Raw genomic sequence first — 6362 nt, forward strand, 5'->3', positions numbered from 1 at the left:
TCGCCGCCACCGCGCCTTTCATGTCCGCTGCGCCACGACCATACAGACGGCCATCGCGCACCGTCGGCTCGAACGGTGGACTCTGCCAGGTGTCTTCCGGCCCACTGGGCACCACGTCGGTGTGACCAAGAAAAGCCAGCAGCGGCCCCTGCCCAGGCACATTGTTCGCGCCATGCGTGGCCCAAAAGTTATCCACCTCGCCGTAGCGCAGATGTTCGATGCGGAAACCGAGACGCGCCAGGCGCGCACCGATTTCCGGCAGGCAGCCGGCATCCTCCGGTGTGATCGAGCGGCGGCGGATAAGATCGACGGCGAGATCGAATACCTCAGACATGGCTCAGTGTCCAAACAGCTTTTTGAAACCGTTGTCGGTGAATCCTACGCTCACCGCACCATCGGGCTGCACGACGACAGGGCGACGAACAAGCGCGGGATACTCTTTCAGCAGCAAGGTCCACTCCGGATCAGAACCGGGATTCTTACGCTGCGGCAGCAGGTTGCGCCAAGTGGTGCCGGATTTGTTGACCAGCTTTTCCCAGCCGCCAAGCTGCTGCGCCCATGCCTTCAAGCTTGCCGGCGGCACCGGATGGGTGCGGTAGTCGACGAACTCATGCGCCACGTCGAAGCGCGTGAGCCAGTTGCGTGCCTTCTTGCAGGTGTCGCAGTTGGGAAGGCCGTAGAGCGTGACCGTGGGCTGGCTCATTACTCCCCGCTCCGCAGCAGTTCGTTGATACCGGTCTTGCTGCGCGTCTTTTCGTCGACCTGCTTGACGATGATGGCCGCGTACAAGCTGTGGCTGCCATCTTTCGCCGGCAGACTGCCGGCCACCACCACGCTGCCCGCAGGCACGCGACCGTAGCTGACTTCACCGGTGGCGCGGTTGTAGATGCGCGTGGACTGACCGAGGAACACACCCATGCCGATCACGCTGCCACGCTCCACGACGACACCTTCCACCACTTCGGAACGCGCACCGATGAAGCAGTTGTCTTCGATGATAGTGGGATTGGCCTGCAGCGGTTCCAGCACGCCGCCGATGCCGACACCGCCGGACAGATGCACGCCGGCGCCGATCTGCGCGCAGGAGCCGACCGTGGCCCAGGTGTCGACCATGGTGCCCGCGCCCACATAGGCGCCGATGTTCACGTAACTGGGCATCAGCACCGCATCCTTGGCGATGTGCGCACCGCGGCGCACCAGCGCGCCGGGCACCACGCGCGCGCCGAGGTTTTCCAGTTCCGCGTCATTACCGTGCGCAAAGCGCAACGGAACCTTGTCGAACGCCTGCGCCGCACCGCCATCCACCACGCGATTGCCGTGAAGTCGAAAATACAGCAACACCGCCTTCTTCAACCACTGATTGACCACCCAGCCACCCTGACCGTCAGGCGCGGCGACGCGCTGTTCACCCGATTCGAGCAAATCCATGACCTGGATCAGCGCGGGACGCAGATGGGTTTCGATTTCGCTCTGGGTAAGGTCGTTACGACGCTCGAAGGCGTCGTTGATCAGGCTTTCGATGGACTGCATGGGAAAGGGAACTCGTGAAGTGGATCGATGGGAAGATACCCCACAAGCCGCCCTTCCCAAAATGACCTATTTTCTCCCGGCAGGAAGCAAGGGATGCTCTGATTAATTCAGCGTAGGTCGCAGCGGCCCTGTGAGTTCGCAGAGCACAGGGCCATCGGCGAAGGCAGACTGGCTGTCTGTCTGTCGAGACGATGGACCGAAGCTATGCGGACTCACAGGGCCGCTGCGGCCTGCGGTGGATTAAATCAGAGCATCCCAAGCTCAGATAAGCGCCAGCACGATAGGCAACACCGTTCCGCCTATGAGCAACAAACTGATCAACACATGCTTGCGCGTATAGCGATACGCCATGTAAAGGCCAAGCAAGGTCGATACGAACAGGCCGAACGACACAAAGGCGGAAAAAATCTTCAGCGGCAGCGGATGCCGCGTCGGCGCCTCAGGCTTGGATGGCTGCGGCGCCACCGTGTTTGCCGCCTGTGCAGGCGCCGGCGCGCCGGGTGCAGGTTGACGGTTCTCCGCTTCCATCGGACGCGGCTTGCGTACGGGCAACACGTCGATTTGTTTCTTGTGCAACTGCGCGGCGATCGCCAGCCACGCTGGCGGCCTGTAATCGCTGCCGCGCGAGGTCTCATGCAGGCCAAAAACCTGCAAGCCGCCCGTGAAGGCGAAGAACAGCACGGCGGGTGCGATGAACACGCCGACGTAAAGGTGAATGTGACGGGCGAGCTTCAAAAAGGAATGGGATGCGGACATGGTTGCACAGCCTTGTCTGGCAGATCTGGGCCAAAACGGAGAAAAAGGGAAATGACAGGCCGCCGCTGCGGCCTCGCGGGAAATCATCCCCTGCGAGCCGGCATAGCCACTGGGTATGTGCCTGGGCTATACGGAGAGGCTCTGTGGTCCGATCCGCTCCCGTAAAGCCTGCCACAAACGTTGTTGCTGTGTCTCGCTCAGCGGCGCATTGCGGCGGTCGGTCAGCTGGAAGAAGTCCTCCACGCGCTCGCCGAAGGTGGCGATGCGGGCGTCATGCACGCGCACTTCGCACGCCATCATCACTTGCGTGACGGCGGCGAGCAAGCCGGGGCGGTCGCTGCAGACCAGTGCCATCTGCGTACGGCCATCCGACTGCTTGAAGTCGATGCGCGGGGTCATCTGGAAGTGCTTCAGATGCCGCGACATGCTGCGGCGTGGCGGCATGATCGGCGCCGATTGCGACAAAGCACGATGCAAGCGCTGCTGCAGTTCTTCCGCACGCTCATGACTCGCCGGCTTTTGGGTTTCCGCTTCCAGCAACAGGAACGTGTCCATCGCCTTGCCATCCGGCGAGCTGAGCACGCGGGCCTCCATCACCGAGAAATGCAGGCGATCAAGCATGGCGGTGACATTCGCGAACAGGCCATCGCGGTCGGGCGCATACACGAATAGTTCGGTACCGCCGCGCACCGACAACGGGTTCACCGCGATCAGCGGCAGCTTGTCCTGCCCATGCAGAATCTGCGACGTTTGCCAGGCAATTTGTTCCGGCCGATGGCGCAAGAAGCTCACCATCGGGAAACTGTCCCAGAGTTGTGCAACCGCGGCCTGATCGTTGCCGTCCGCCATCAGCATGGCCATGGCCTGCTCACGGCATGCCTGCGCACGTGCGGCGGCGCCGGACGACGGCTTGGCATCGCGGCGCAAGGCATAGCGTGTAGCCGTATAGAGGTCTGCAAGCAGGCGGTCCTTCCAGGCGTTCCACAAACGCGGACTGGTGCCGATGATGTCAGCAATCGTGAGCAGATAAAGCTGCCCCAGCCGTTCGCGCCCACCGACGATTTCGGCAAACCGGTGCACCACATCGGGGTCAGTGATGTCCTGGCGCTGCGCGGTGGTGCTCATCAGCAGGTGCCAGCGCACCAGCCACGCGACGCGTTCGATATCCTCGTCCGGCATACCCAATTTCTTGCAGAAAATGCGCGCATCCTCTTCGCCCAGCACCGAATGATCGCCGCCGCGCCCCTTGGCAATATCGTGAAACAGCGCGGCCAGCAGCAGTACTTCGGGCTTGGGTAGCGTCGACCATACCTCGCATGCAAGCGGAAATTCGGCTTGCGTCGCGGGATCGGCGAAACGCGCGACGTTGCGCAGCACACGCAGCGTGTGCTCATCCACCGTGTAGACGTGGAACAAGTCGTACTGCATGCGGCCAAATACCTTGCCGAAGGCAGGTAGGATCGCTGCCAGCAGACCGTGGCGATTCATGCGCCAAAGCGCATCGACGGCTGGCGCGCCATGCCGCAGCAATTGCAGGAAGGAAGCAAGTACGTGTGGATCATCCGCCAATTGCGTGCCCGTCGCCGCCGTGGCCTGGTGGACGCGGCGCATGGTGTCGGCGGTAAAGCCGATCACCCCTTTCTGATCCAGCCGCGCGATGAAAATGTCCACCAGCGCTGCAGGGCGATGCGTGAACAGGTCGGGATCGCGCACGGCTATGCGGACACCGTAGCGAATGAAATCCTCGCCTACGGCTTGCGGTTCGCTCGGCGGCTCCAGCATTTCCACGAAACGTTCGGCGATCTGCATCCCCAGGCGTTCCACCTGGCTGGCGGCGCGGTAGTAGCCCTGCATGAATTGCTCGACGCCGAGGTTTTTCTCGTGCTCGTCTTCGAAGCCAAGGCGTGCGGCCAGCGCGCGCTGGTAATCGAACAGCAGGCGTTCTTCCGGCCGCCCTGCTTCCAGATGCAGGGCGAAGCGGTAACGCCGCAGTGTGGCTTCGGCATGCAGCAGGGTGTCGCATTCGGCCGGATCGAGCAGGCCTTCGGTGACCATGTCGGGAAAGTCCGGTGCATGCGCCAGGCGCTTGCCGAGCCAGCGCAGCGAATCCAGCGTACGCAATCCGCCCGGGCCATCCTTGATGTTGGGCTCGAGGTTGTAGGCGGTATCGTCGAAACGTGCGTGGCGTATGTTGCGCTCGGCCAGGCGCGCTTGCAGATAGGCCCGTGGCGGCCACATGTCTGGCGCTTCGACGATGGCGCGCAGGCTTGCGTCGAGCGCGGGATCGCCAGCCAGGCGGCGGCCATCGAGCAGGCTGGTGAACACGCTGACGTCCGCCGCGGCCAGTGTTTTGCACTGCTCGGGATCGCGCACCGCGTGGCCGACTTTGAGGCCGATATCCCAGAACGTCGCGAAGCATTGTTCCAGCGCGCGCAGGCGTGACGTATCGGCGCGCTGGACCAGGACCAGCAGATCAATATCCGAATAAGGAAACAACAGGCCGCGCCCGAAACCGCCGATCGCAAACAGCGCCGCGTCGCTTACCTCGCCCAGGCAGGCCATCCATACGTGGGCCACGATGCGCGTGACCGACTCGCCGCGCCGCCGAGCGAGCGCCGTAGCATCGGCACCGTCGCGGAAAGCGAGCGCAATGGCCCGGTCAAGGTCACCGACGAGTTGACGTAGCGCAATGCGTGCTTCGGTGGAAACACCGGAGCGCGGGACTGCGACAGGTAGGCGAGGTAAGGGCGGGAGGGAAACAGCGGACGAAGTCATCCGGAAACTTGCCTGGCGCGTAGGTTGGGGTGCATACCCCAACATCATCGTCTAGATGGGCATGGCGATGTTGGGGTTGCACCCCAAGCTGCACCGATCAGGCATCCGGCCAGGGCGTGAGGATCTCAAAACCATCGTCGGTCACCGCAATGGTGTGCTCCCACTGCGCCGACAGCGAGTGATCCTTGGTGACCACTGTCCAGCCGTCCGGCAACTGCTTGGTCTGCGGCTTGCCGGCGTTGATCATCGGCTCGACCGTGAAGGTCATGCCTTTCTGCAGCACCACGCCCGTGCCGCTCTTGCCGTAGTGCAGCACCTGGGGTTCGTCATGGTAGACCTTGCCGATGCCGTGGCCGCAATACTCGCGCACCACCGAGAAACCGGCACTCTCGGCATGCTTCTGGATGGCATGACCCACATCGCCCAGGGTGGCCCCCGGGCGCACCGCCTGGATGCCGCGCATCATCGCCTCATAGGTGGTCTCCACCAGGCGCTTGGCCAGCACCGCGGGCGTGCCCACGTAGTACATGCGGCTGGTGTCGCCATGCCAGCCATCCTTGATGACGGTGACGTCCAGATTGATGATGTCGCCATCCTTCAGCACCTTGCCGGGGCTGGGGATACCATGGCAGATCACGTGGTTGACCGAGGTGCACAGCGTCTTGGGAAACCCGTGGTAACCCACATTGGCTGGGATCGCCTTCTGCACATTCACGATGTGCTCGTAGGCGAGCCGGTCCAGGTCCTCGGTGGTGACCCCAGGCTTGACGTGCTCCTTGAGCATGGCCAGCACTTCAGCCGCCAACTGGCCAGCCACGCGCATGCCTGCAAGGTCTTCGGCGGATTTGAGGGTAATAGCCATAGTCTTCAGTGAATGTGGCGGCAAGCCGGCCAAAAACCAGCCCAACTTGCCGCGAAGCGGTGGCCCCGGCTACAATTTCCGGGTTTTGCAGACCGCTTCCGGCCACTGGTGGCCCGCACGGCGCAAAGCGAAGCGGGGATTGTAACCGTGCTGCGGTACAACCCCAACCAATGCCACACACGTATCGGCACCGTCTTCGGGGTGCTGTAGCCGCCCTTCTCCAAGCCACGGGCGCTACGGTCGAAGCCGGGGATACGTGGAGGTCCCAACCCCCCGGGCCGCTCAAAAAGGCCCACTGCAGGAGTAACACCATGGCTCAAGTCACCATGCGTCAGATGCTGGAAGCTGGCGTGCATTTCGGTCACCAGACCCGCTACTGGAACCCGAAGATGGCCCCGTACATCTTTGGCGCCCGCGGCAAGATCCACATCATCAACCT

Annotated in this window: 7 protein-coding genes; 1 reads left to right on the forward strand and 6 read right to left on the reverse strand. The window is 62.8% G+C overall.

The genetic code is table 11. The annotated features are described in order from the left end of the window. From VMA74_RS13250 to map, 6 genes are all read right to left on the reverse strand, one after another. The coding region (locus VMA74_RS13250) for a M20/M25/M40 family metallo-hydrolase (protein WP_325367688.1) at positions 1 to 334 on the reverse strand (334 nt) is incomplete at its 3' end. Between the two features lie 3 nt (positions 335 to 337). Beyond that, positions 338 to 703, reverse strand: a complete 366-nt coding sequence (locus VMA74_RS13255) for an arsenate reductase (RefSeq protein ID WP_325367690.1) — start codon at positions 701 to 703, stop codon at positions 338 to 340. Then, positions 703 to 1530: a 2,3,4,5-tetrahydropyridine-2,6-dicarboxylate N-succinyltransferase gene (dapD, locus tag VMA74_RS13260; protein ID WP_325367692.1), complete on the reverse strand. Its 828-nt coding sequence runs from the start codon at positions 1528 to 1530 to the stop codon at positions 703 to 705. The genes VMA74_RS13255 and dapD overlap by 1 nt, the downstream gene beginning before the upstream one ends. Positions 1531 to 1791: 261 nt before the next feature. Beyond that, positions 1792 to 2286, reverse strand: coding sequence for a PepSY domain-containing protein (locus VMA74_RS13265; RefSeq protein ID WP_325367694.1), 495 nt, complete (start codon positions 2284 to 2286; stop codon positions 1792 to 1794). A gap of 126 nt (positions 2287 to 2412) precedes the next feature. After that, positions 2413 to 5061, reverse strand: a complete 2649-nt coding sequence (gene glnD / locus VMA74_RS13270) for a [protein-PII] uridylyltransferase (RefSeq protein ID WP_325367695.1) — start codon at positions 5059 to 5061, stop codon at positions 2413 to 2415. A gap of 97 nt (positions 5062 to 5158) precedes the next feature. Beyond that, positions 5159 to 5923 carry a type I methionyl aminopeptidase gene (gene map, locus VMA74_RS13275; RefSeq protein WP_325367697.1) on the reverse strand — a complete coding sequence of 255 codons (765 nt, stop codon included), beginning with the start codon at positions 5921 to 5923 and terminating at the stop codon, positions 5159 to 5161. 311 nt (positions 5924 to 6234) lie between these two features. On the opposite strand from map, the gene VMA74_RS13280 reads away from it, so the two are divergent. After that, positions 6235 to 6362, forward strand: a 128-nt coding sequence (locus tag VMA74_RS13280) for a 30S ribosomal protein S2 (RefSeq protein WP_325367699.1), incomplete at its 3' end; no start/stop codon positions are given.

It is taken from the genome of Dyella sp. (assembly GCF_035508675.1).
GTDB lineage: Bacteria > Pseudomonadota > Gammaproteobacteria > Xanthomonadales > Rhodanobacteraceae > Dyella_B.

What these genes read in the sequence shown, in the direction of transcription:
- glnD (WP_325367695.1), bottom strand. Translation starts at nt 5,061, where the DNA reads ATGACTTCGTCCGCTGTTTCCCTCCCGCCCTTACCTCGCCTACCTGTC.
- VMA74_RS13255 (WP_325367690.1), bottom strand. Translation starts at nt 703, where the DNA reads ATGAGCCAGCCCACGGTCACGCTCTACGGCCTTCCCAACTGCGACACC.
- map (WP_325367697.1), bottom strand. Translation starts at nt 5,923, where the DNA reads ATGGCTATTACCCTCAAATCCGCCGAAGACCTTGCAGGCATGCGCGTG.
- dapD (WP_325367692.1), bottom strand. Translation starts at nt 1,530, where the DNA reads ATGCAGTCCATCGAAAGCCTGATCAACGACGCCTTCGAGCGTCGTAAC.
- VMA74_RS13265 (WP_325367694.1), bottom strand. Translation starts at nt 2,286, where the DNA reads ATGTCCGCATCCCATTCCTTTTTGAAGCTCGCCCGTCACATTCACCTT.